Here is a 23,109-nt window from a genome sequence, read left to right on the forward strand (position 1 = left end):
CATATAACGATTCAGCTATAAGCCACTATGCTATCTTCCTTTTGCGGTATTCCATCGTTAAAAAACAAATACTGGTTCGGCACATCATGTAGATCCACAACTATCGATGCGTTGTTCAAGGCAATCTCTTGTAAAGCTAAGCACTCTGGCTGAGGGTTCCCGTGAGCGTCTTGGGGAACATTAGTGCCGCCATTGATATACAGTAAGTAATGCTTCTATGAAAATGCGAGACGCAAAGACTAAACAGGCCGCTCGAATCCAATCGCTTGAGTATCGACAGCAACGTGCAGCGCGAATCAAGCGAGCGAGACGGCAAGTAGATTTAACCATACTCGAAATGAGCAGGTTAGTAGGGCTATCACCAGACACTTATCGAAAAATCGAGAATGACGAGGTGAACCCAAGGGTGCAAAACCTAGAACTGATAGCGGTCTACACAAGTACAGACGTGGGTTATTTGTTCTTTGGTGATGCAATTTCTAACAGAGACGAAGCGGTAAAGATAGATACCGGAGAATAACGAATGGCTTCAAGAGGCATTAACAAGGTTATTCTGGTTGGTAAATTGGGGGTCAGATCCCGAAATCCGATACCTACCAAATGGCGGTGCAGTAGCGAATATCACGATCGCTACATCCGAAACTTGGCGCGATAAAGCGACAGGGGAGAGCCGAGAAAAAACCGAGTGGTATCGAGTGGTGTTGTTCGGCAAGTTGGCCGAAGTAGCGGGGGAGTTCCTACGCAAAGGGTCACAAGTTTACATCGAGGGTCAATTGCAGACTCGCAAATGGAAAGACCAGCAAGGCCAAGATCGTTACAGCACAGAGGTAGTAGTTCAAGGCTTTAATGGCGTGATGCAAATGCTTGGCAATAACCGAGTTGGGGGCCAGCAGCAAAAAGGCGGTTGGGGTCAACCTAAACAACCACAGCATTCACCACAGCAACAGGGTGGTTGGGAGCAATCTCAACAGCAATACAGCGAGCCACCAATGGACTTTGACGATGACATACCGTTCCAAAACGAGTTTCGTCATTACAAGATGCTTAGTTACGTGGCGGCTTAAGACAAAGTTTCCACTTATTTTCGGGGGAGAGAAAGTGCTGTGGGGCGATACACAAAGGGAGCTAGTTTCAAGGTGGAAACGCTAGTTTATTTATTAATATCTGCCTTTTAATTGTTTAAGTCACAATCGTATGAAGATAACTTCTCTGCCATTTCTTCTGGTTAAGTAAGAAGTTATTCAACGTTAATATAGTAAACTCTAAACTAGTTGTCTGATAGAAGATATATCACGTTACATTAGTTCTTTGGAAGTACATTAATACGTAAGAGAAATTTAAAGTTATCGCCCATGGCATTCATGGCAGGGTTACGTATCTAATGTAGGCTGTATTGATAGGGGCGATTTATTAGAAACCACCGAACCGAGCGACGCCATTGTTCCTACTTATACCCCTAGGGAGAGTCAACTGAATGTGCATTAGTTGACTCTTTGTTAAAAGTGACAATCTATCGAAGAAGAGCTTGTTGAAAATGCCCGATTCTAGAGATATTAGGTAACGGTCAAGATAGTTTAAGTAAGACTCAAATAAATCAAATTAAAGAGTATGCTAGTGGTGCTCGAGGTGTTTGTATACATTGCGTACAACCATATAAGCAAAGGCTTATATGGTTGTCATTTCTATTGATCTTTTTGCGATTGATTGATTAGAACGTCAGTAGTCAGTAGTTGGGGAAGGATTACTGGCTCATTCGTACCTTTTTCGTACCATAAATAAAGTGGTACACCTGAACGTTTATGCTTGGTAAGGAATTGAGTGATGTTGCTGTCACCATTAGTCCAATCGCCAACCATTGTTATAACACCATTTTCATCAAATGCTTTCTTTACGCTATCTCGTTCTATAGCGGTACTTTCATTGACCTTACAAGTCAGACACCAATCAGCGGTAAAGTATAGAAATATATCATTTTCAGTTCGAAGCTTATCCAGTTTCCTTTCATCAAACTTCAAAGTTTTTGATATCACCTGAGAATCATCTATCAATGAGCTAGAACCAGGGTTCCAAGATACAATTATCAATAGTGGGAATATCGTTAAAAGAATAGCAGGCCACCATTGCATTCTCTTTTGCGAAATCTGCCATAAGCCAGTTAACCATAAGCCAAATGTTGAACACATCGTCGCTGCAATTACTAACAGTACTAGTTCACTGCTTACTTGACGCATGAGTATCCATAATAATCCCAATACTGTCACAAACATTGGCAGTGCAAGAATTCGTCTAGTTGTAATCATCCATGGTCCCGGCTTTGGTAACACCGAGCGTAATCTAGGTATAAAGCTAACGAGTAAAAATGGAAGGGCCATCCCAAGACCTAAACCAGCAAAAATCATAAATGCGCTAGCAATAGGCAAAATGAGAGCAGCACCTAACGCAGTAGCCATAAACGGACCAGTACATGGAGTAGCAATAAAAGCTGCGAGTACACCCGTCCAAAAATCTCCCTTGATTCCTTTGGACTCTTGTAGGCTCGAGCCCGAAGTTAAGGTACCAACTTCATATAACCCAGCAAGGTTAAACGCTATAGCGTTCATTAAAATTATCAGTGATGCTATTACGATTGGGTTTTGTAACTGAAAAGCCCATCCAATCTGATGTCCAAGAGCTCTTAAAGCAAGAATAACACCACCCAGAACGACACAGACCAATACAGCACCGAGGGTGTATGCTAATGCACCTGCTCTTGCTTGTCTCTCTGAGGACTGATGGGAAATACTTAAAATTTTAAGACTCAGTATAGGAAATACGCATGGCATTACGTTTAGAATCAGACCACCAGCAACTGCACCAAAAAATGCAATCACAGAAAGTACGACTTCGTTTTGACTCAGAGTTTTAGATTGAGCCAACGGAGGACTTAAAGTATCGGTGCGTTCTGCAACAAATTTTAGAGAGATCCCGTCCTCTAGAGCTAATACACCTTCAAATATGTCTCCCTGATAATCTCCTTTTTGTGTTTGCATCGTGAGAAGATTATCTTTTAACGTGAAATTCTGATCGGCAATATTCGATATCAAATTATTGATTACGGGATACACATGAGCATTCTTAATGTTGACAGAGTCTGGCAACGGCAGGTTCAGAATAAAGTTATCTTTGTCAGTATAAAACTGCCCCTTTTCGTTGATAGGTTTGGGTAGTAATGACTTCCATGCGTCAAATTGATCTTGTTGCGCGTTGTCTATTTCACCATTCCCAACTGTGAAAGTCTTTGTAAGAGATTGGCTTTCAGGTATGCAACTTTCAGGGTTACAAACTAAGTAATTTAACTCAAGCACCATGTCGAAAGAAGTACCTTCAGCATAGTCATCACTTATAGTAAAGGGTGCCAGAAGGACATACTCACCATGGTAGATATAGTTCATTAAACCATTTGATATAAGTTGGCTTGGTGATGGATAGACAAAATCACCTATGCTAATGCCTTCAGGTAGAGACCATTTAAAATTATTCGCAAAGCCAGCATCTCCAGGGTTTTCCCAATATCCATGCCAACCCTTACGAGGATTCATTTTCAATGCGAGTGTTTGCGATTTACCAACTGATGGTTGTTCAGAATCAGTAACAATTGAAACAGATAATATATTATCACTGTAATCATATTGATCACATATAGCTTGAAATGAAACTATCAACAAAGTGATAAGAATCATAGTGCGGATAGGAATTGCTGCACATTTCATTGCTTTCATCTCTAAAAATTATAATAACAGCTACCAATATTTTTACTTATAAAAATAAAATGGCAGCTGTAAGTAGACGTTTTCAATCTAAGAGTTACAGTGAGTTTAAATAATCTTCAAATTCACTATCTTGAACAGATGCCTTTGATTGAATTTTTCCATCTTTGCCCACCAAAACAATGGTTGGAATTTGATTTACACCAAACATTTCAAATAACTTACCGTCACTATCAAATACAATAGGGAGGCTGGTCCCGTAACTCTGCTTGTATTCTTGTAGTTCAGAAACCGATGACCACACATTGGTAGAAATAGAAACCCACTCAATGCCCTCTTTTTTAGATTTCAGTTCTAGGATTTCACGAGCTTTAGTACATGCTTGTGCTGACTCAGGTGCAGTTTCCTCCAAGTACCATTCACACCAAGGGCCAAAAAACACGAGACCTACTTTGTCTTCTTTCTTTTCACCGAATCTAATCTCGATGCTTTGATCGTTTATAGTTGTGAAGTTTAACTCTGGAATAATGTCTCCTACTTTATATTCGAAATGCTCAGAAGCTATTGAGTTATCGTATGCTGGCTTATCGTTTGTTGACTGTTCAATCAAATGCTCAAGCTGTTTATGGAAGTCTTCATCATCTACATGCCCAAAGTATGAAAAAAGACCTTGCTTATCAATCAATACATGTTGTGGGGTGACCCTTAACTGAAACGCACGGGCGAGTGTTCCATCATCTATTGTGGTAGGCATAGTAAGCCCCATTTTAGAAATAAAAGGAACAACAGATTCTAAGTTGTCGTTTATGCCAGTGTTCACAGATATCACTTCTATTTCATCTTTGTACTTATTGTATATTTTTTCGAAACCAGGCATTTGTTCACGACAAGGAATACACCATGTAGCCCAGAATTTGATATAGATAGGCTTTTTTCCATAGAGTTCGTTCAGATCTATAGCCGTTCCATCAATGGTTGTAATTTTCAGATTTGGCGCAAGTTTTCCAACTAATGATTCTCCAGCAGATTTAGCACGACGTTCGCCATCCGCTGAATAGTCTATTTCCTCTGCATGAACCTGCTGATGCAAAGAAAATATACTTACTATGGTGATTAGTAATATTTTTAAATAGTTTGAAGGTGTTGATTTCATTTCAATTTTCCAATTTTAAAGTGACTGTGAATTTTTAATGGTTGAATTACTAATACTGTATTCTATTAGGTGCCTTCTACGTCTTTTAATAGTTTTTCACATATCCTATTTATATTATCTTCCATAGAATCATTAGTAGCTGCAGTTGATTCAATGATAAAAAATTTCACACTATCTATACCAATAGTAGAAAGGATTGTTTTCATATATGGTGTGAAAAAATCTGGTTGGTAAGCATTTTCGCCCAAAATCCTTCCTCCGGAAGATGCAAGAACATACACAGGTTTATCTTTTAATAACCCCTTTTTTCCTGCCGGATCGATTGAAAAGGTTTTTCCAGCTCTTACCACATGGTCTACCCAGCTTTTTAGACCTGAAGGCAATGAAAAATTATGTATTGGCGAAGTAACTATAATAAGGTCTGCGTCAATGAGGTCGCTAATAAGTTGGTTTGACAGGGCGAGACTACCCACTGACTCATCATAATTATGTTCAGTTTCAGTGACCGATTTGGAAAACTCTACATCTACTTGGAGAAGTGTAGTCACGTCTTCTTCTGTAACGCTTACCGAAGTAGTTTTAGACATGAACTTGATTATGGCTTGAGCGAGGAAATACGTAGAGGACTCTTTCTTCCTCGGGCTACTATTTATCAAGAGTATTTGCATGTTATCTCCAAATTTTCATAAAGATGCACCGTATTTCCGGTAATATTAATGGCTAATATGGCTTATAATAAGATCCATAAGCTTCAAATTTTTATGGACCATGTTTTCATATGGGTAGACCCTCAAACAAACAGTTTGCATACAAGATGGTGCTTAATGGTGTGAGGGACATAAATGATAAGAGTATGTTCCCATTCTTTACCAACGTTCTATATAGGCGTATTTGACCAGTATTGGCTAATTAGTTTGAAGTGATGGATATCGATAGAATCTTTTGCTTCCGACTTGACTAGCTCAATGCTAGCCATGTTCTGTGATGGCTCTGAAAGAAAGCATTGCAATACATTTTCTGGTTTGTCGTTGAGCGAATGTGGGGCACATATGTCCTGCGCTGCTGCGGGGAAAACGAGGATAGTGAATAGTGTGTAGATAAAGTGATGAGCACTTAAAGTGCTCAATCTTTGAATCTTGAATATGCATGTATTCCTATAAGTTGCGACAGTGGGTAGATCACGGCAGAGAGTCGGCTAGATAGCAAGAGGAACAGTTGCATTATAACTATCAGATAAGTCTTATATTTTTCGTCCGAAGGCTTAAGTTTTGGCCTTCTGTCGTACTCCTAAGGAAGAGATGCGCGAGTAGCTTTGACACAGCGGATTGTGTTCAAGAGTGAACTATGATTGTTGGCTTATAGGAATTGACCTAACCTGCCAATTAAACCGTGGCATTCTTCAGCTGTTCTAATATTGGTAAAACCGAGAATTAGGCTGGGGTGCGTTGGCTTTGAAGAGCACAGTGATAGCGCTTGAGCAAATATTCCGGCTTTCATCATCTGGCGAGAGAGCGCTAGATCATCACACTTAGGGTCATTTAACCTTGCTATTATATGCATTCCCCCCGGTTGGGGCTCAATAGATAGCTTGTGGCCTAGGATTTTGGTGAACAGTTCAGATGTTAATTCTCGCCGTTCGCGATATAGCTTCCTCATCCGTTGAATATGGCGAGGAAAGTGACCTTCTTGCATGAAGGTAAGAATACAGTTTTGTGTAAAAGTGGGGACGTTTCCAGCGAATAACTCTGCACATTGTTCAAATTGAGAGACCTTACTTGGTGGAACTACTATGTATGCAACTCTCAAGCTTGGGAAGAGAACTTTACTGAAAGTACCCGAATAAATCACTCTGTCATGAGTATCTAAACTTTTTAAAGCGGGTAGGGGCTGCCCTGTATGGCGATACTCTCCGTCATAGTCATCCTCTATAATCCAGCTTTGATTGCTCACCGCCCAGTTTAATAGCATCTGTCGCCGTTGTAGTGAAAGTGATACACAGGTCGGGCTTTGATGTGCTGGTGTGACAATGAGTGCTTTCACTTTACTGTTGTCTGGAAGAGCTAGTCCTTCCTCGTCAACAGGAATCGGCTCAGGGTGAAAACCACTGCTTGCCAATACCTCACGAGTTAACGGGTAACCGGGGTCTTCAATGCCAATATGAGTGTGTGTTTTGAGCAGTACGCTAGTGATCCAGCGAATTGAATTGACATACCCTGATGTAATAAAAACCTGTGCCGGGTGGCACTGGACACCTCGGTATAACTGCAGATATTGGCTTATTGCGCCTCTTAAACCCGGCAGCCCGCAGGTTGGAGGATAGGCAAGGCTGCTTTTGTGTGTGTTCCTCGCACATCGCGCCGAAATTCTTGACCAAGTGTTGATAGGAAAGGCATCTAAAGCGGGAATGCCTAGGTGAAACGGTAAAATATCAGAGTGATTGATCTCTAAATTGAGATGAGAAGAGGGAGCAGGTGAATTCCCTTTAGCTGGGGTCAATAGTCGATCACTGACGACAGTGCCAGCCTGCCCTTTCGCTTCGAGGTAACCTTCAGCTTTAAGTAATGCATAGCCTTCTTCAACTGTCCCTCGTGAAACTCCCATTTCTTTCGCCAGTGTGCGAGCCGAAGGTACTTTCTCACCCGGTTTTAGTGTCTGTTGTAAAATTGCGTCGAGAATACGCCGATACACACGCTTATATGCAAATTGTTTTGGTTTTTTCATTGTTATATGGACCATAAAAAAAGATAACTTATGGTTCTTAAACTGAACCATTACCTCTTATAACATACTAAGTAAAGCAGCAGCAATTACCCTGTTTTTTGGGAGAAATATATGAATATCCTGCTAGTTAACAGTAGTCCTAGAAAGCTTCAAGCCTGTACGTATCAATTGGCGCAATTTATTATTCAGCAGATGTCAGAGAAGGTAGACGTTGAAGTGGTTGAAGTCGATACAGCAACCTTGCCTCATCTTGATGCTGATTATGCTAAGGCACTGAGTACGCCTGACCTTATGTACGATGAATCAAGCGGTAGTTTATCATTGTCGAATCAATTAATTGCCCAGCTAAATAAAGCTGATCTCATTATTATTGCATCACCAATGCATAACTTTACTTTACCTTCCAGTCTTAAAAGCTGGGTGGACCATGTGGTGAGGGCTGGAAGGACATTTGAGATTACAGACACTGGAAAGCGTGGTTTGCTAATCGATAAACCTATTTATGTTCTTGTATCTGCAGGCGGAAGGTTTTCTGGGGAAAATTCTTATCAGCCAGATTTCTTTACTCCGTACCTGACAGAAATTATGGCTACAATAGGGTTAAAAGATATGAAGTTTTTCACCATTGAAGGGACTGCTACAAATCGCGAAACCGTACAAGAACAAATTGATGTACTGCAAAAACAATTAAAAGACCATTTAGAAAGTACTGACATGTCAAGAGAGATATTAGTCGCGACTTAATGGTAATCGGTAACTAAGATATAGATACTTCCTTGTAGTATCGCCGTATATCACTGAGTCATGATTTTTTAGAGCCGTCTGATTGTCGTAAGGGAGACATATCGATAAATTAGCTCTGTATTCAGAGTCTCTCTGTTGACCCTTATGTGATTAACTAAGGTTAGTTTGAGCCTCATTGATTGTTTTGCATGAGGCTTTTTTATTGTTTCTCTTCAAAGATTATTGATGGTTGGTTGTTCATTTATTAACTCGATGTCATGTAGGGTGTGACCCAAAACACACAATGGCAATGTGCTCAGTTTTGATTTTAGAGGAAATATAAGAGTATGAAATCACGTATGAATTATTACACTACTGCTCCGGAAGCGATGAAAATTCTGATTGGACAAGAAGAGTATTTGCGTGAGCAATTTAAAATATCTGAAACTCTTACGGTTCAGTTATGGGAGTTGATTAAGCTTAGAGTGTCTCAGATGAATCAATGTGCGTACTGTGTGAATTTGCATAGTAAAGATGCGCTTGAGCAAGGAGAAAGTGTGGAACGATTGATCGGTCTTAGCGCATGGCGTGAAATGCCTTTTTACGATCAGGTCGAATCGATAGCACTTGATATGGCAGAAGTTCTCACCCTAGGGCAATCATTGGAAGACGACAAATACAGCCAAGCAGTGGAAGTTTTGGGTGATAAAGCGGTAGTCGATTTAGTCGTAGCGATCAACGCCATTAATAGCTGGAACAGGGTAGCGAAAACGTTCAAACCGCAAATCGCAAAGAAATAAACAAGATAGGCTTAATGCAATGAATAGGTGCGGATGAATCCGCGTCTTTCATTTTATGAACCGGAAATCTACACCTTGAACTGACACTACAGGTGGTTCTAGAAATAAGAGACAAACAACTCATATAGCGTTTTTCTGTACAGACAGAATCAGTTTAAAGAAATTAGGATTACCCCTATTTTGATGTATAGGGCTCCTAAGTTTAACAGACTTTGAACAGCTGACTTGTTATGTCGGCTAAGGATTTAAAGTAACGAGGCATTCTTGTCCTCCTAGTAACCACTTAAAATGTTTCCCTGAAGTAAATTTTAGTTGTCTGAGCTCGCGGCAGATAACACTTGAAAATAGAGAAGATAATGAAGAAAAGTATAAAACTGCATACCACTTTAGTCGCTGTTTTTTCGGTTAGCACTTTTACGGCTTTTGCAAGCTCTGACGTGACCATAGATAGCAAATTAAAAAATATCGTAGATGAAAATGCGGCAGAGCTGATGAAGGAGTACGGTATTCCGGGTTTGGCTGTGGCAGTCACGGTAGACGGTGAACGCTACTATTATGATTATGGTGTTGCGGATAAAGAAACCAACAGCCCGATAACCAATGAAACCATCTTTGAGCTGGGTTCAGTGAGTAAGACTTTCGCGGCAACTTTGGCTGGCTATGCTGAGCAAAAGGGTAAGTTGAATATGGGGGATAAAGTTTCGGCTTACATGCCAGAGCTGAATGGTAGCCCTCTAGGAGAGGCTAAGTTGCTACACATCGCCACCTATACAGCGGGTGGGCTACCTCTTCAATTTCCTAGTGAAGTGACCGATCATCAGGGCATGATCAATTATTACCAATCTTGGCAGCCTGAGTTTGAAGCAGGTGAACAGCGGAGGTATTCAAACCCTAGCATCGGTTTGTATGGTTATATCGGTGCCTTGAGTATGAAGTCTGACTACACTGAAATGATGGAAAAGGTTATTCTCCCTAAGCTTGGAATGGCCAATACGTTCGTAAATGTTCCTAGCAATTTAACGCACAAATATGCCTTTGGATATAATGCAAAGAATGAAGCAGTGCGAGTAAGCCCAGGAGTGCTTGACGCTGAAGCTTATGGTATTAAATCGACTAGTGCGGATATGCTTCACTTTATCGAAGCGAATATGGGAAAAATATCTCTAAGTGATGATATTGAGAAGGCGATAGAAAGCACACATAAAGGGTATTTTGATGTTGGCCCATTCACCCAAGCCGTTGGTTGGGAGAGTTATGACTACCCGGTTTCACTTCAAGATTTATTAAAGGGGAACTCAAGAGAGATTACGTTCGCTTCTAATCCAGTTACTGAAAGCCAATCTAGTAAACTAGGAGGTGCTGCTTGGGTCAATAAGACAGGCTCAACAGGTGGTTTTGGCGCGTATGTGGCGTATGTACCCTCTGAAAAAATTGGAGTGGTGATTCTAGCCAATAAAAGCTATCCAATTAATGAAAGAGTGGAAGCGGCTTACGACATTATTAGTGCTATCACTCAATAGATAGAAAGCGCTCAACGTTAACAGCTCAAATTAACGTTGAGCTTGCTCACACACTCTTTCCCATTCCCCGATATTGAACCGATAAAAGATCCATGAGGCGTTGAGTAACATATAAATTCACTGACAAGTCGATATACGCTTTGGTAGGATTGATGCTATATCTACGGTGATTAGAAAAGTTCAAAATCTCTGTTTTTATCTGGAGTTAAAATGAAAAACAAGCACTGGTCGAAGACCACTTTGCTGCATGAAGTCGTGACGAACCCTAATATCACTATTAAGGGTAAACATAGCTACTACAGCGACTGCTGGGACGCAGGGTTTGAAGAGTCTGTCGTCAGATATTTACAAGGTGATGAGGGCAGCCGAGATTGGGAATTAAAATGGAAGGTTGATAAGTTACATATCGGTGACTTCGTGTGCATTGCGCCTGAGGTTGTGATTGTGATGGGTGGTAATAGTACTCACAGAGTAGACTGGTTTTGCTTATATCCGTTTATGGACTTTATCGAAGAAGCGTATGTTGGAAAAGGCGATACTCATATTGGTGATGGAGTATGGCTAGGCATGAGATCTATGATCATGCCGGGTGTCAATATTGGAGAAGGGGCGGTTGTCGCTGCAAATAGCGTAGTTACTAAGGATGTAGAGCCTTATAGTATGGTGGCAGGTTCACCCGCTCAGCATGTAAGATATCGTTTCACCAAAGAAACCATTGATGAGTTAATGGCGTTGAAAGTATATGACTGGCCGGCAGATAAAATTGAAAGCCTAAAAAGGTTACTATGTTCAGATGACATTGAAGGTTTGAAAAAAGCCAGCGCAGAATATGATAGCAGAGCAAGCTGAATACAAGACCACCATTATTTTTTGATCAAACAAAGGAGGCTGAATATATTCGTCTCCTTTGTTTATTTTTGAGCTCTAAATATGATTATCAAACAAGCTAGTTAGGACTGGCTTGCCGATTTTCAATAGGGTCAACACACACGTTGGTAACTGTTGTGTTTGAGCAGAGTGAGCAGATCACCTTGGCCATGTTTCTCAACGGCTGCTCGTTGTTGATGACGAATCACTTGGTCATAGGTTGGGCGGTTAACTGACCGCAAAACACCGACTGGAACAGGAAATTCAGGATAACTCAAGTTAGCCAGAGCATAAGCATAGTTTGGGTTATCACTATTGGGTAAGTGCATCAGAAGATTAGTAGTATCGGATTCCACGACCTCAAACCCAAACCCTTTGTTGGCCAGTGCTTTGGAATGGTGTTTGCCATACAATAAGGGTTCATTTTCCTTGAGGTAAAGCAAATGTTCATTCCTATTTGCTGGCCCGTTATAGGGCTCATGGACTTTGTCATTGAAAATAACGCAGTTCTGTAAGATTTCAACAACCGCTGTTCCAGTATGGGCGGCAGCGGCTTCTAGAACCATGGTCATATGGGTAGGATCATTGTCAGAGGTTCGTGCAAGGAAAGTGGCACCTGCAGACGCTGCTACGGCCAATGGTTTTAGTGTTTGGTCAGGCGAGCCCTCTGGGCTTGATTTGGAAACAAACCCTTGCTCACTGGTTGGAGAGTATTGCCCTTTCGTTAACCCATAAACCGCGTTATTAAATAGCAAGATCTTAATATCTTGGTTGCGTCTAATTGCGTGGATAAAGTGATTACCTCCAATACTTAACGCATCACCGTCACCGGTCACGACCCACACATCCAGATCTGGATTGGTCGCCTTAACACCTGTCGCTATCGCTGGCGCTCTGCCGTGAATAGTGTGAAACCCATAAGTTTCCAAATAGTAAGGAAAGCGAGAAGAACACCCGATACCGGAAATGAAGACGGTATTCTCTCTGGACCGTCCCGATTTTGCGAGTACTGACTGCATGGTTTTTAGAACATTGAAGTCGCCGCACCCACGACACCACTTCACTTCAACATCAGACGCGAAATCTTTGCGGTTGAGTTCATTAGTCTTCATGTTTGATTTCCTCTTGGTAATGCTGAATCGAATCTATGACATCTTGAACCTTAAATGGCAGCCCCTTAACCTGAGTGATGCTGTGTGCGTCAGTGGAAAATTGAGCTCGAATGACATTAACTAACTGCTGATTATTAAGTTCGAAGACGATTATGTGCTCATACTGACTGATGATGTCCGCGAGGTTTGCAGGAAAAGGGTTGAGGTATTGGATATGGACATGAGCCACTGAGGCGCCTTGCTTTCTTAGTTGTGATATTGCGGTTGCTATTGTGCCCTGAGTGCCGCCCCAACTAATGACTAAAACAGAATCTTGAAGGTGCCCGACTAATGACTGCTTTGGTATGAAATGTTGGATATTACTAATTTTGTGGGCTCTTTCCTCGGTCATACGCTGATGATTTTCGGGATCGTGAGAAGGCTCACCTGTGATTGATTGTTTTTCTAACCCTCCAATGCGGTGCATTTTATTTTGGGTTCCTGGAGTCATCCATTCACGGCTGAGGTAGACCTCATCACGCATATAGGGCTGAAATGGTGTTGAGTCTGAATGTGACGGTTTCGGGCTTAGAGTGATATCGTCAGGGTTAGGGATGAGCCATGACTCTGAACCATTAGCTAGATAACCATCACTTAATAAAATTACAGGTGTCATAAAGGTTGTTGCAATACGACTTGCTTCTAAGGCCATTTCAAAACAATCCGCTGGTGACGCGGCAGCCAGAACGGGCAGTGGAGAATCTCCGTTCCTGCCATATAAAGAAAGTAATAAATCGGATTGCTCGGTTTTGGTTGGCAACCCTGTTGAAGGACCACCGCGCTGAACATTAACAACCACAAGTGGTAATTCAGCCATGACAGCAAGGTTAATGGTTTCTGCTTTTAAGCATAACCCGGGGCCAGATGTTGATGTCACGCCAAGACCTCCGGAATAAGATGCGCCTAAAGCTGAGCAAGCGGCAGCAATTTCATCTTCGGCTTGGAAAGTCGTAACACCAAAGTGTGCGTAGCGAGACAAGGTATGGAGAATATCTGATGCTGGTGTTATGGGGTATGAACCCAAGAACAATGGACGTTTTAGCTTTTCGGCGGCGCATATCAAGCCTAATGATAAAGCCTCATTGCCAGATACAGTGCGGTAGAGACCGTGCTTTTCAGCCACGGGGGCAACCTGATAGCATTCACTGAATATTTCTGTGGTATCAGCGTAATTGAATCCGGATTTTAGTGCCAGGATGTTCGCCTCACGAGCTTGTGGTTTATCAGAGAACTTATCATTCAACCACCGGATGGTTGGCTCCATTGGGCGATTATAAATCCAGCACACAATACCAAGCATAAAGAAATTCTTACTGCGCTTAACTATTTTTGGCGCAATATTCAGCTCTGCAAGCGATTGCACTGTCAAGCGGGTAAAGCTGTCGGCAATGACCCGGTAGTTTGCCAAACTGCCATCGGTTAATGGATCAGATTGGTATCCGGCAAGCTCAAGGTTCTTGTTATTAAAGCCATCCACATCAATAAGGACGAGTCCGCCACAGGCTAACTGTGAAATCTTGCTTTTCAGTGCCGCTGCGTTTAAAGCAATCAAGACGGAAAATTCATCGCCCGGTGTAAATATCTCGGAAGAAGCGAACTGCATTTGGAAAGCTGACACACCCGATGTGGTACCGGCCGGAGCGCGTATTTCTGCTGGGTAGTCAGGTAATGTCATTACATCATTACCTTGCTTTGATGAGTTATCTGAAAAGCGCTCTCCTAGCAACTGGATACCATCCCCTGAGTCTCCGGCAAAACAAATGACTTCGCGTTCAAGTTGAATTATCGTCATAAAACCTCTGACTTTCATTGTTCAATATAGGTATAGGTGTTGCGATTTTTTTGACCAGAAAAGCAATAAGCGGCAAGGACGAATACAACTCTGAGTTTTCAAGGTGTAGTGCAGTGCTGACTTATGAGATATCTAGCCTAAAAGCAAAAATGTTAAGGTGTGGAATTGAGCCTTGTCACGGTATACTAGGAAAGATCACGGGGTACAGAAATACATTTTTCATCACATCAGATATGAAATTATTTCACTAATTATTGGTCAGTATGGATAAATTAAATTTATTAAAACTGTTTATATCAGTCGTTGATTTAGGCAACTTCACCTCGGCTGCGAATCAGCTAGGGCAGTCACCTTCGACCATCAGTAAAGCCATTGCCAGGTTAGAGCAAGACTTGGGTGTTCGCTTGATTCATCGCACAACGCGTCAGGTTAAACTCACTGAAGCTGGTTTTAATTACCTAAACACGGCAAGAGAAGTGGTCGATCTTCTTAAAAATAGTGAGGAACAATTAGTTCAGAGTACGAGTTCACCTTCGGGGATACTTCGAGTGAATCTCCCTCTTTCATTCGGCCAGCACTATATTGCTCCTCTGATGCCCGAGTTTTGTCGCCTTTATCCAGAGGTGAAGCTGGATCTTAGCTTTTCGGATGAATATACCGACATACTGGAAAGTGGCATGGATATCGCCGTACGAAGTGGGAAGCTGAATGACAGCAACCTAATTGCTAGACGGTTATGCCCTATTGATTTAGGCATGTTTGCCAGTCCAGATTACTTAAAGAAAGAAGGATGGCCTGATAGCGCTGAACAGCTAAATCAACACAAATGGATCATGTATCGCTTTAAGCAATCTGGTCGTTTAGTAACTATGGTGATGACGTTCAATGGGCAGAAAATAGAAATCAATCCAGAATGCCAAATAACAGTAGATAACGGTTACGCGATGGCAATATTGGCTAGTCTTGGAGCGGGTATTGCTTATATGCCTCATTACCTTGCTCGCGATTTAGTCCAAGAAGGCAAATTGGTGTTAGTATCGCAACCACAAAGAAACCCAGAACAGGCTGTGTATCTATATTATCCGTGTCGTGACTTTGTTCCTGCTAAAGTGAAAGTGTTTATTGAGTATGTGGTTCAGAAGTTAGAAGGGCAGGGAGAGTCAATGAACAGTAGTTGGATGTACCGAGGCAGTTTAAAAGAATAAGTGGAATAATTTAGCTTTATAGGCATAACCATGTGCTCAATGAGTGATTGTACATAAAGGGTTTTGAGTCCTATTGAGCTATTTTCAATGATTTATGGGCAGAAACTTCGGAGCATTGTGACAAAGTTCTGACGAGTGAAGTGAAATTAATGGTGTCTGTTGAGATAATACGATAGAGGCAAATATGAGATCAGCTCATGTTTTGTTTGTATTCGATTGCGTGAATAAGGATGGCTAGACAGTAAAGTGCCTATGGCGTGAGAAACCCTATGCTCCCTTTTGTATTTCGATGAGCAATTTATTATGCGGATTATCTTCTTAGCTAATGAAAACCTTCCAACCCATTTGACGGTGTATTTAAAGGGAATGAGAATTTTACAAAGACGCTTCTATTTTCATCGTGGGCGCTTGTGCCAAAGGCTTTAAGTTGCCTGTGGTCTTATGAGGCTGAACGTCGAGTAATAAAAGGGAAGGGTAAGAGGCCGCAGTACCATAGTGATAAAAACTCTTCACCTTTACTTCGGTTTGAAGGGAAATCAACTCTCAACGTATGGCATTTACTTTATCCTTGTAAATCGCTAGCCGACGTGTTGTATTTGGGTGAGAGCCTAGATGAGGTATTGGCTCAACAAACCATGTTAATCCAGAGTAAATTAGCTTGTTTAAAGCAATATGAAAGCGAAGAAAAGACCAACAGAGATTAGTATGTACTCGCTCCTATGCTGCTGGATCGACAAGCTGGGAAGACAGATCATTTCGAGAATTGGTTAGAGGTGATTGAGTCTCGCTTGAACACAGAAGGCCGTATTAAGCATTTTGCCAAAATTAAGCAGTACTTTGAGGAGAGTGAGCCACTCTCTCTAGGTAAAATGCCTGATGACTTAGCCAAAGTGCTGGCATATTCAAGCTTAGCTAATCCTGCTACCTGCGCGATGAGGACCATTCAAGCGCTATGGTCAGAAGACACATCTGAATTCGATTTGGTTAGTTACTCTGTTCAATTTGCGGAGCTTACAACCAGACTGTTCAATCATGAATACGCTATTCCCATTGTGAAACGTAACGTTAAACACACTTTGCTATCTGGACAGACAGCGTCACCCGCTTGGTATAAGATCTTGGTCTATTGCGCACATGGTAACTACCAATCAATGTTGGATGAATACTGTCACTTACTTGCGACATCAGGCAGCGATGTTCATGCCGCAACAAGTAAGTTAGAGCATGCCATGGGAATACGAAGTTCATCCGAGCAGGTTCACTTCTGGGAGAATAGAACAAAAGCGAAAGATAAATGTTCATCGTCGATGCGTTGTCATTTTGCTGTTCCGCTCGGTAGTCAAAAACTCAATGATGATAGCGGCTTGAAACGAGTAGTGAGCGTACGTGACGCGTTTAACTCCCCATTCCGACCATTTGTATTGAGTTCTACATCGATAGGTCAAGAAGGACTAGATTTTCATTGGTATTGCCGTCGAGTCGTTCATTGGAACTTACCCAACAACCCTATCGATATTGAGCAACGAGAAGGTCGGGTGAACAGGTATAAGTCGCTTGTCGTTCGTCAACGTATAGCAGAAAACTACACGCCAGCTTTTGGCAACAAAGCGGATGTTTGGGAGCAGCTATTCGAAAAAGCAGCCAATGATGATGCGAATAAAAAGAGTGACTTAGAGCCGTACTGGTTTACTCCTAATGGGAAAGTACAAATCGAGCGAATTGTACCCACTTATCCAATGAGTAAAGAAGTCGCAAAATATGCTGAAGTAAAGAAGATACTTGTCCTCTATCGCTTGGCATTTGGACAGCCTAGGCAACAAGAGCTTTTAGAAAGTTTCACGGGCTGCGATATAGAAAGTGAAGAATTTAATCGAGTGAAGGATTCGTTGATCATTGACCTTGCCCCTTTGAATTCCATATAACCACCCCGAACTAGTCAGGGCAGTTTTCCGGGAGGAATGCAAAATCGTGGCTAATCTCCTTCGACCATTACGTATTTAATCTATTGTATTTATTGGAATACAGCTCATGGTTTGCTTACGTTTTCTTAAGTAGTCTTTCTAATCTGATTACATAATAAATTAAAATCAACATAGGTGGCTTCATGGACAAACAGGTGGCAGAGCAGTTACTCAAAACTGCAATCGGTGATGAAGATGCTCAATTTCGAGATGGTCAATGGGAGGCAATCGACGCACTGGTAAACCACAATCAGAAATTGCTGGTGGTTCAACGAACAGGCTGGGGGAAAAGCTCAGTTTACTTCATCAGTACCAAAATCTTCAGAGATAGAGGCCAAGGACCAACAATCATTGTGTCACCTTTGCTTGCATTGATGCGCAACCAAATAGAATCTGCAGAGAGATTAGGATTAAATGCGGTTCGTTGGGATTCAACAAACCGTGATGAGAGACCTGCAATTTTACATGCGCTCAGAAACAATGAAATTGACGCGCTATTAATCCATCCGAAACAGTTTTCAAATGAAGTATTTAGAGAGCAAGTATTAGAGCCGATCTCTGATTACGTGGGCCTAATGGTTGTTGATGAGGCACATTGTATTTCTGACTGGGGCCATGATTTTATTCCTGAATATCGACAGATCGCTAATATCTTAAGCTCGCTGCCCGCGAACACGGGGGTGTTGGGAACCACAGCTACTGCTAATAATAGAGTGGTCAACGATATTCATCGCCAACTCGGTGATATTCAAATTCAACGTGGAGAGCTAGGGCGTGACAGCTTATCGCTACAAAACATTAGTTTACCTGATCAAGCTTCAAGGCTTGCTTGGCTTTCTCAGATAATTCCGCAATTAGATGGTACTGGTATTATTTATACTCTTACTACACGAGATGCGGAACAAGTTACTGAATGGCTAGTACGAAACGATATCAATGCTCGCGCTTATCATGGAAAAGTTACCCATCCTGACTTCGTTAGCCCTACAGGCAGCCTCGATACTAATCAATATCGTCAACATCTAGAAGATTTGCTACTTAATAACCAAATAGATGTGTTGGTTGCAACGATGGCTCTAGGCATGGGCTATGACAAACCTGATTTAAGTTTTGTTATTCACTATCAATCACCAGGTTCAATTGTGGCTTATTACCAGCAAGTAGGAAGAGCGGGACGTGGTATCGATAACGCAGTTGGCATACTTTTGTCTGGGCGTGAAGATGCGGATATTCATGAGTACTTTCGCTCTTCAGCATTTCCTAGTCTTGAGCAAATTAATGAAATTCTAAATGAGCTTGCTCCTGTAGATGGATTGACAATGCGTCAGTTGGAAGAACGTACAAATCTTCGTTTTGGCCAAATTGAGAAAGTGTTGAAGTTGCTTAGCGTAGAGAATCCGGCTCCTGTAGTTAAAGAGGGCTCACAATGGAAACGTACATCAGCTAGGTTCAATTTGGATCAGGATAGAATCGAACATCTGACGCAACAGCGAGAATTAGAATGGCAAGAGGTCCTAGATTATCAAGTGAGTGATCGTTGTTTAATGCTTTATCTTCGTCAAGCTCTGGATGATGAGGAAGCACAGCCATGCGGAAGATGCGCTGTGTGTCTTGAACAAGAAATTGTGAGTAGTGCTATTAACCCTTCATTAGCTCACGATGCAGGCATTTTTCTACGCCATGCAGAAATGCCAATAAAACCAAACGCTCAGGTTGCAGCAGGAGCATTTGTTGAAGAAGGTTTTAGAGGTAACTTACCGCTCGAATTGAGAGCTCAAGAGGGCAGAGTATTATCTCGTTGGGGCGATGCTGGTTGGGGGCAAATGGTAAGGGATGATAAACATGAGAATCATTTCCGAAATGAGCTGGTTGATGCTATGGCAGAAATGATACTTGAACGTTGGGAGTTGGAAGAACGACCAACTTGGTTATGTTGTGTACCATCCCGCAACCATCCTGAACTAGTTCCTGACTATGCTAGGCGATTAGCTGAAAGGTTGGGGCTAGAATTTGTCGACGTTATACAAAAAGTTAGAGACAATGAGCAGCAAAAGTTCCAGCAAAACCGTTTTCATCAGTGTCGTAATTTAGATGGTGCTTTTGAAGTTCAGGAGTCGATACCAGAGGGTCCTTGCTTCTTAGTGGATGACATTGTTGATTCAGGATGGACGTTAACTGTTATAGCGGCGAAGCTTCAGCAAGCTGGCAGCGGAAAAGTATACCCGGTCGCTTTAGCTTCCACATCGGTAAATGATTAATGAATTTAACAACAACAGCACAAGCGATTATCCTGCTTACCAGTTACTTTGGTAAGCAGGATAAAGATGCCGCAAAGCCGCTCACCAATGCGGAGTGGGCGCGTTTCGCTATGTGGTTGAGAGATAGCAAACTCAGTCCTGCCGACTTACTGGATAACAACAAGAAAGCGTTGTTATCTCAGTGGCGTGATCCCAAAAACAAAATCACTCAAGAGCGAGTTGAAGCCCTCTTGAAGCGAGGGCACAGCATGGCACTAGCGCTCGAAAAATGGAGTCGCTCAGGCTTGTGGGTCATTACTCGTGCTGACAAAGATAGCTACCCCAAACGTCTACTTCACCAACTTGGTAACCAGGCTCCTCCTGTACTCTATGGATGCGGAGACAAAGCGTTACTCAAGGCTGGTGGTATTGCTGTAGTAGGTTCGCGTAACGCTTCACCTTCAGATCTAGTGTATGCCGAACAGGTTGGTTCTAAAGCGGCGAGTGCTGGTTTGGGGACAGTTTCTGGTGGAGCAAGAGGAGTCGATGAGTCTTCAATGCTAGGGGCGATGAATTCTGGTGGTGCCGTTGTTGGTATACTCGCTGATAGTTTATTGAAAGCTTCCACTTCAGCAAAGTACCGCAGTGGCCTCATGAATGGCAACGTCGTACTAGTTTCTCCTTTTAACCCGGAAGCTGGATTCAACCGCTTCAATGCAATGGACAGAAATAAATACATCTATTGTTTAGCGGATACATCTTTAGTCGTTCACTCAGGTGCTAAAGGTGGTACTTGGGAAGGGGCGATTCAGAACTTAAAGAAAGGTTGGGTTCCAACTTGGGTAAAACAAACCCAAGATTCAGCAGCTGGCAATGCTGGAATTGTTGCAGCAGGAGCAAGTTGGTGTAGCGAGAACATTGCAGAGTTGGATGTTCAATCGTTGTTAGTTAGCAGCGCCAACTCTAACGTTAATAGTCAAACAGACTTGTTTAGCCAGCCGCAAGCAGACTTGTTCGCGCAGCCAAATGATGAAATGCCTCCGAGAGATAGCAATGATGATCTGGCTGTAGAGGACGGTTCTGAGAAAAAAACGAAAAACAATGAAGCTCTGTTAGAGACTAAAGAATCTGTTTCACAAACAAAGTCAGAGACTGAGATTGTTTCTAAAGACAGCTTTTATCAATTGTTTGTTCAGTATCTACAAACTGTAGCCATTGAACCAATATCAGAATCAGAGCTTGTGGAAGTATCTGATTTACATAAAGGTCAGGTAAAAATTTGGCTATCCCTCGCTCTAGAACAAAATTTGGTAACTAAACTAACAAGACCGGTTAGATATCAATGGGTTGATGATAATTCAAAATGAATGATCGTGAACAGCTAAATTAAGAGTGATTAAAAGGGAAGGTGACTTCCCTTGTATTGTAACTTGTAACTACATTTCAGGTTATCTGCTTTTACTTAGTCCAACACATGTAGATTACGATATTCGTCATAAGCGTACTGATCGGTCATGCCGCTAATATAGTCTTGGATGAGGCGGACTCGAAAATAAAACTCCCAAACATCGTTATCAAAGTCGTAGGGTAAGTACGGAGGGTCAGACGGTTTATTTTTTTCTTGCTCTAATCTTTGTATAGCTATTTCGTATGCTCGAAGATGCTTGTTCGGTAGTTTTTTGTAGAGTCTTCTCTCGTATAGAGGGGCTTCTTTAATGTTGGTAAAAGTCTCTTTGCTTAATAGTAATAATGGCTTATACGCTTCAAGTAACCCCGTAATGATTCTATATCCTTGTAGCTCACTTTTTTCTACTTCTGGATCGCAGAAAGCATAGTTCATAGCAACATTCTTAAGAGCTTTTACTAATGCATGATTATCACTATGATCTTCAATTAGCGCTCTATTGAAGCTCCCGTGAAATACTTTCTCTATGTTATCTATAAACTGTTTGCATGCATGTTGTGGTAGGCGTTTGTTTATTTCTACGCGAAGAGTTATGAAGAAGTGGCTGTTCGCACAGTTATCAGCTTTTGAAGCGCTTTCACTGGCGACATCAACGATCCTTTTCATCTCGTCATTGCTTTGTAAAGCGTACTTTTTTACAAGAGATTGGTATTCGTCGTCTAAAGCATCTTTTAGTTGATCTACTGTGAGAATGCCTTTTTCAACAGCATCCTCAATGTCTGCAATCCCGTAGGAAATATCATCCGCAGCTTCCATTATGTATGAAAATGGGGAGCGGCAATGAGAGTCCATTGACAACACCGTTTTTAGTGACTCTATGTAGCGGTGTTCACTTAAGTAATAACCCACTTTTTTCATCAAATAGTCATAGTCATGTAATTCCGGGTTGCTCTGTGTTTTAGGCGATGGTTGATCCCCACGGCGAGTATACTTGAACACACCAGATACTTGAGAATAGGTTAGATTGAGTTCGAGTAGAGTGTGAACTAGGCGGATAGCCTGTGCGTTACCTTCGAAATTGGTAAGGTCTTGTTGGATAGGCTTTGGTAAGTCGATTGTGGGCTTACCTTTCTTATCAATTACTAGAGATAGTAAGTTTCTAGAAAACCAATCGTTTATAGCTTGCTCTCCAAAATGTCCAAAAGGTGGATTGCCAACGTCATGCATTAAACATGACATTTCGACTATCGACTCAAATTGACGTTCTAATCCGATTAGTTTGTATTCTTGCTTAGATTTTTCGGAAAGCTCTCTAAAGATTAGTTGAGTGATGTATCGACCAACTTGTTGAACTTCGAGAGAGTGAGTGAGACGACTGCGAACGGCTGCATTGCGTTCGAGAGGAAACACTTGGGTTTTTTGTTGAAGCCTTCTGATTGCAGCAGAGTTGAGGATTCTACCTCGATCACTTTCGAAGTTTCCTTGTGCTGCAATTTTATCAGGTTCAGTCAGTGAGCGAGGTTTAGTGGCTGAACCGTTGTGATATACCCTCGTCCCTCGAACTTTTTCGTTGAAGTTGATAGTCATAGTCTTTTCTCATTGTTTAGCGCGCTGAAGTAACTATAGCTAATACTCTAGTAGGCTCATATTAGATTGAGTTAATAATGTGATTAGGCATTTAATCATGCTTATTGAAGTGAGATTTCAAAAACTATCTAGTCGCAAGCGGGATGCTCAGGTGATGAATGTTATATGTTGATGTGTTCACTTTTTAGGTTTTGACTATTGCCAATTTCCCTTTCTTGTCATGGCCTTTTAGGCTGATATG

Annotated in this window: 17 protein-coding genes and 1 pseudogene; 10 read left to right on the forward strand and 8 right to left on the reverse strand. The window is 41.8% G+C overall.

Annotation, left to right across the window (positions count from 1 at the left end):
- Positions 1 to 11 precede the first annotated feature (11 nt).
- Positions 12 to 203: a PhoPQ-activated protein PqaA family protein gene (locus R7F67_RS25135; protein ID WP_411913739.1), complete on the reverse strand. Its 192-nt coding sequence runs from the start codon at positions 201 to 203 to the stop codon at positions 12 to 14.
- 14 nt (positions 204 to 217) lie between these two features.
- Between R7F67_RS25135 and R7F67_RS04650 the strand changes: the two genes are divergently transcribed.
- A complete protein-coding gene (locus tag R7F67_RS04650; protein ID WP_318057034.1) occupies positions 218 to 520 on the forward strand; it encodes a helix-turn-helix transcriptional regulator in 303 nt (100 codons plus the stop codon).
- A 3-nt stretch (positions 521 to 523) separates the two neighbouring features.
- A pseudogene (locus R7F67_RS04655) lies at positions 524 to 1,064 on the forward strand (single-stranded DNA-binding protein).
- A 618-nt stretch (positions 1,065 to 1,682) separates the two neighbouring features.
- On the opposite strand, the gene R7F67_RS04660 reads toward R7F67_RS04655, so the two are convergent.
- The 4 genes from R7F67_RS04660 to R7F67_RS04675 form a co-directional block, all read right to left on the reverse strand.
- On the reverse strand, positions 1,683 to 3,749 hold the full coding sequence (locus tag R7F67_RS04660) for a protein-disulfide reductase DsbD family protein (RefSeq protein ID WP_318057035.1): 2,067 nt from the start codon (positions 3,747 to 3,749) through the stop codon (positions 1,683 to 1,685).
- Between the two features lie 94 nt (positions 3,750 to 3,843).
- Positions 3,844 to 4,899 carry a TlpA family protein disulfide reductase gene (locus R7F67_RS04665; RefSeq protein ID WP_318057036.1) on the reverse strand — a complete coding sequence of 352 codons (1,056 nt, stop codon included), beginning with the start codon at positions 4,897 to 4,899 and terminating at the stop codon, positions 3,844 to 3,846.
- A 65-nt stretch (positions 4,900 to 4,964) separates the two neighbouring features.
- Complete coding sequence (locus R7F67_RS04670) at positions 4,965 to 5,567, reverse strand: NAD(P)H-dependent oxidoreductase (RefSeq protein ID WP_318057037.1); 603 nt, start codon at positions 5,565 to 5,567, stop codon at positions 4,965 to 4,967.
- A 688-nt stretch (positions 5,568 to 6,255) separates the two neighbouring features.
- The gene (locus tag R7F67_RS04675) at positions 6,256 to 7,671 is read right to left on the reverse strand and encodes a PLP-dependent aminotransferase family protein (RefSeq protein WP_318057038.1); all 1,416 of its coding nucleotides are present in this window, start codon (positions 7,669 to 7,671) and stop codon (positions 6,256 to 6,258) included.
- 60 nt (positions 7,672 to 7,731) lie between these two features.
- Between R7F67_RS04675 and R7F67_RS04680 the strand changes: the two genes are divergently transcribed.
- From R7F67_RS04680 to R7F67_RS04695, 4 genes are all read left to right on the forward strand, one after another.
- Positions 7,732 to 8,364 carry an NAD(P)H-dependent oxidoreductase gene (locus R7F67_RS04680; protein ID WP_318057039.1) on the forward strand — a complete coding sequence of 211 codons (633 nt, stop codon included), beginning with the start codon at positions 7,732 to 7,734 and terminating at the stop codon, positions 8,362 to 8,364.
- Positions 8,365 to 8,690: 326 nt separating this feature from the next.
- Positions 8,691 to 9,143 (forward strand): carboxymuconolactone decarboxylase family protein, encoded by a 453-nt coding sequence (locus R7F67_RS04685; protein WP_318057040.1) that lies wholly within the window; start codon positions 8,691 to 8,693, stop codon positions 9,141 to 9,143.
- A 356-nt stretch (positions 9,144 to 9,499) separates the two neighbouring features.
- Positions 9,500 to 10,663 carry a class C beta-lactamase gene (gene ampC / locus R7F67_RS04690; protein ID WP_318057041.1) on the forward strand — a complete coding sequence of 388 codons (1,164 nt, stop codon included), beginning with the start codon at positions 9,500 to 9,502 and terminating at the stop codon, positions 10,661 to 10,663.
- Positions 10,664 to 10,873: 210 nt separating this feature from the next.
- Positions 10,874 to 11,512 carry a CatB-related O-acetyltransferase gene (locus R7F67_RS04695; protein ID WP_318057042.1) on the forward strand — a complete coding sequence of 213 codons (639 nt, stop codon included), beginning with the start codon at positions 10,874 to 10,876 and terminating at the stop codon, positions 11,510 to 11,512.
- 131 nt (positions 11,513 to 11,643) lie between these two features.
- Here the strand turns inward: R7F67_RS04695 and R7F67_RS04700 are convergent, their stop codons facing one another.
- Together R7F67_RS04700 and R7F67_RS04705 are read right to left on the reverse strand one after the other, a co-directional pair.
- Positions 11,644 to 12,642 (reverse strand): 2-oxoacid:ferredoxin oxidoreductase subunit beta, encoded by a 999-nt coding sequence (locus R7F67_RS04700; protein ID WP_318057043.1) that lies wholly within the window; start codon positions 12,640 to 12,642, stop codon positions 11,644 to 11,646.
- Positions 12,632 to 14,473 (reverse strand): 2-oxoacid:acceptor oxidoreductase subunit alpha, encoded by a 1,842-nt coding sequence (locus R7F67_RS04705; RefSeq protein ID WP_318057044.1) that lies wholly within the window; start codon positions 14,471 to 14,473, stop codon positions 12,632 to 12,634. Before R7F67_RS04705 ends, R7F67_RS04700 begins: the two co-directional genes overlap by 11 nt.
- A gap of 263 nt (positions 14,474 to 14,736) precedes the next feature.
- Here R7F67_RS04705 and R7F67_RS04710 point away from each other — a divergent pair, with 263 nt between their 5' ends.
- The 4 genes from R7F67_RS04710 to R7F67_RS04725 all read left to right on the forward strand — a co-directional run bounded on the left by R7F67_RS04710 (position 14,737) and on the right by R7F67_RS04725 (position 21,243).
- Complete coding sequence (locus R7F67_RS04710; protein ID WP_318057045.1) at positions 14,737 to 15,678, forward strand: LysR family transcriptional regulator; 942 nt, start codon at positions 14,737 to 14,739, stop codon at positions 15,676 to 15,678.
- 719 nt (positions 15,679 to 16,397) lie between these two features.
- On the forward strand, positions 16,398 to 17,600 hold the full coding sequence (locus R7F67_RS04715; RefSeq protein ID WP_318057046.1) for a C-terminal helicase domain-containing protein: 1,203 nt from the start codon (positions 16,398 to 16,400) through the stop codon (positions 17,598 to 17,600).
- 182 nt (positions 17,601 to 17,782) lie between these two features.
- Entirely contained in the window at positions 17,783 to 19,897 is a 2,115-nt protein-coding gene (locus tag R7F67_RS04720) for a DEAD/DEAH box helicase (RefSeq protein ID WP_318057047.1), read from the forward strand.
- Positions 19,897 to 21,243 carry a DNA-processing protein DprA gene (locus R7F67_RS04725; protein WP_318057048.1) on the forward strand — a complete coding sequence of 449 codons (1,347 nt, stop codon included), beginning with the start codon at positions 19,897 to 19,899 and terminating at the stop codon, positions 21,241 to 21,243. Before R7F67_RS04720 ends, R7F67_RS04725 begins: the two co-directional genes overlap by 1 nt.
- A gap of 95 nt (positions 21,244 to 21,338) precedes the next feature.
- Here the strand turns inward: R7F67_RS04725 and dgt are convergent, their stop codons facing one another.
- Positions 21,339 to 22,868 carry a dGTPase gene (gene dgt, locus R7F67_RS04730; RefSeq protein ID WP_318057049.1) on the reverse strand — a complete coding sequence of 510 codons (1,530 nt, stop codon included), beginning with the start codon at positions 22,866 to 22,868 and terminating at the stop codon, positions 21,339 to 21,341.
- Between the last annotated feature and the right edge of the window lie 241 nt (positions 22,869 to 23,109).

This window comes from Vibrio sp. YT-17, assembly GCF_033337375.1.
In the GTDB taxonomy this organism is placed as follows: Bacteria; Pseudomonadota; Gammaproteobacteria; order Enterobacterales; family Vibrionaceae; genus Vibrio; species Vibrio alginolyticus.

What these genes read in the sequence shown, in the direction of transcription:
- R7F67_RS04695 (WP_318057042.1), top strand. Translation starts at nt 10,874, where the DNA reads ATGAAAAACAAGCACTGGTCGAAGACCACTTTGCTGCATGAAGTCGTG.
- R7F67_RS04715 (WP_318057046.1), top strand. Translation starts at nt 16,398, where the DNA reads ATGCTGCTGGATCGACAAGCTGGGAAGACAGATCATTTCGAGAATTGG.
- R7F67_RS04720 (WP_318057047.1), top strand. Translation starts at nt 17,783, where the DNA reads ATGGACAAACAGGTGGCAGAGCAGTTACTCAAAACTGCAATCGGTGAT.
- R7F67_RS04665 (WP_318057036.1), bottom strand. Translation starts at nt 4,899, where the DNA reads ATGAAATCAACACCTTCAAACTATTTAAAAATATTACTAATCACCATA.
- R7F67_RS04705 (WP_318057044.1), bottom strand. Translation starts at nt 14,473, where the DNA reads ATGACGATAATTCAACTTGAACGCGAAGTCATTTGTTTTGCCGGAGAC.
- R7F67_RS04685 (WP_318057040.1), top strand. Translation starts at nt 8,691, where the DNA reads ATGAAATCACGTATGAATTATTACACTACTGCTCCGGAAGCGATGAAA.
- ampC (WP_318057041.1), top strand. Translation starts at nt 9,500, where the DNA reads ATGAAGAAAAGTATAAAACTGCATACCACTTTAGTCGCTGTTTTTTCG.
- dgt (WP_318057049.1), bottom strand. Translation starts at nt 22,868, where the DNA reads ATGACTATCAACTTCAACGAAAAAGTTCGAGGGACGAGGGTATATCAC.
- R7F67_RS04725 (WP_318057048.1), top strand. Translation starts at nt 19,897, where the DNA reads ATGAATTTAACAACAACAGCACAAGCGATTATCCTGCTTACCAGTTAC.
- R7F67_RS04675 (WP_318057038.1), bottom strand. Translation starts at nt 7,671, where the DNA reads ATGGTTCAGTTTAAGAACCATAAGTTATCTTTTTTTATGGTCCATATA.
- R7F67_RS04700 (WP_318057043.1), bottom strand. Translation starts at nt 12,642, where the DNA reads ATGAAGACTAATGAACTCAACCGCAAAGATTTCGCGTCTGATGTTGAA.
- R7F67_RS04650 (WP_318057034.1), top strand. Translation starts at nt 218, where the DNA reads ATGAAAATGCGAGACGCAAAGACTAAACAGGCCGCTCGAATCCAATCG.
- R7F67_RS04680 (WP_318057039.1), top strand. Translation starts at nt 7,732, where the DNA reads ATGAATATCCTGCTAGTTAACAGTAGTCCTAGAAAGCTTCAAGCCTGT.
- R7F67_RS04710 (WP_318057045.1), top strand. Translation starts at nt 14,737, where the DNA reads ATGGATAAATTAAATTTATTAAAACTGTTTATATCAGTCGTTGATTTA.
- R7F67_RS04660 (WP_318057035.1), bottom strand. Translation starts at nt 3,749, where the DNA reads ATGAAATGTGCAGCAATTCCTATCCGCACTATGATTCTTATCACTTTG.
- R7F67_RS04670 (WP_318057037.1), bottom strand. Translation starts at nt 5,567, where the DNA reads ATGCAAATACTCTTGATAAATAGTAGCCCGAGGAAGAAAGAGTCCTCT.